We start from the raw sequence: 638 nt of genomic DNA, 5'->3' as shown, positions 1-638 counted from the left end.
ACCAAGAATATATGAAAAAACATCGCATCATCACGATTTCTTACATTATAAGTTAGGTATTGCGAATGTAGAAAAGTCATTCAAATTAGATTACCAAGAAGAAGAATTTAACCAACGTCGTGATGAACTATTCGACGATGCTAAAGAATTGTATGAATTTTACACAGATGTAGAACAAGCACCATTAATCAATGATTTAAATCATGGACCAATTGCATATATTGGTGCACGACATCTCATTTTAGAAGAATTGGAGAAAATGCTAATCCAATTGTCAACGTTCCATAGTTATCATGATTTAGAGTTTCTATTTGTGACACGTGAAGATGAAGTTGAAACATTGAAATGGGCACGTTGGTTGCCACATATGACATTGAGAGGTCAAAACATTAGAGGGTTTGTTTACAATCAACGAACACGTGACCAAATTTTAACGTCAATTTATAGCATGATTAAAGAACGTATCCAAGCTGTGCGTGAACGCAGCAGAAGTAATGAGCAAATTATTTTCACACCGCAATTAGTGTTTGTCATTACAGATATGTCATTAATTATTGATCATGTCATTTTAGAATATGTAAACCAAGATTTATCAGAATATGGTATTTCATTAATCTTTGTTGAAGATGTGATTGAAA

1 pseudogene is annotated in these 638 nt (G+C 32.6%); it reads left to right on the top strand.

Going from position 1 to position 638, the window contains the following annotated elements:
* A pseudogene (locus tag IDG60_RS28220) lies at positions 1 to 638 on the top strand (type VII secretion protein EssC); the annotation flags it as partial.

Source organism: Staphylococcus sp. EG-SA-2 (assembly GCF_017152085.1).
Note: the sequence above shows the minus strand (reverse complement) of the source record. Positions and strands in the feature narration are given on the sequence as shown.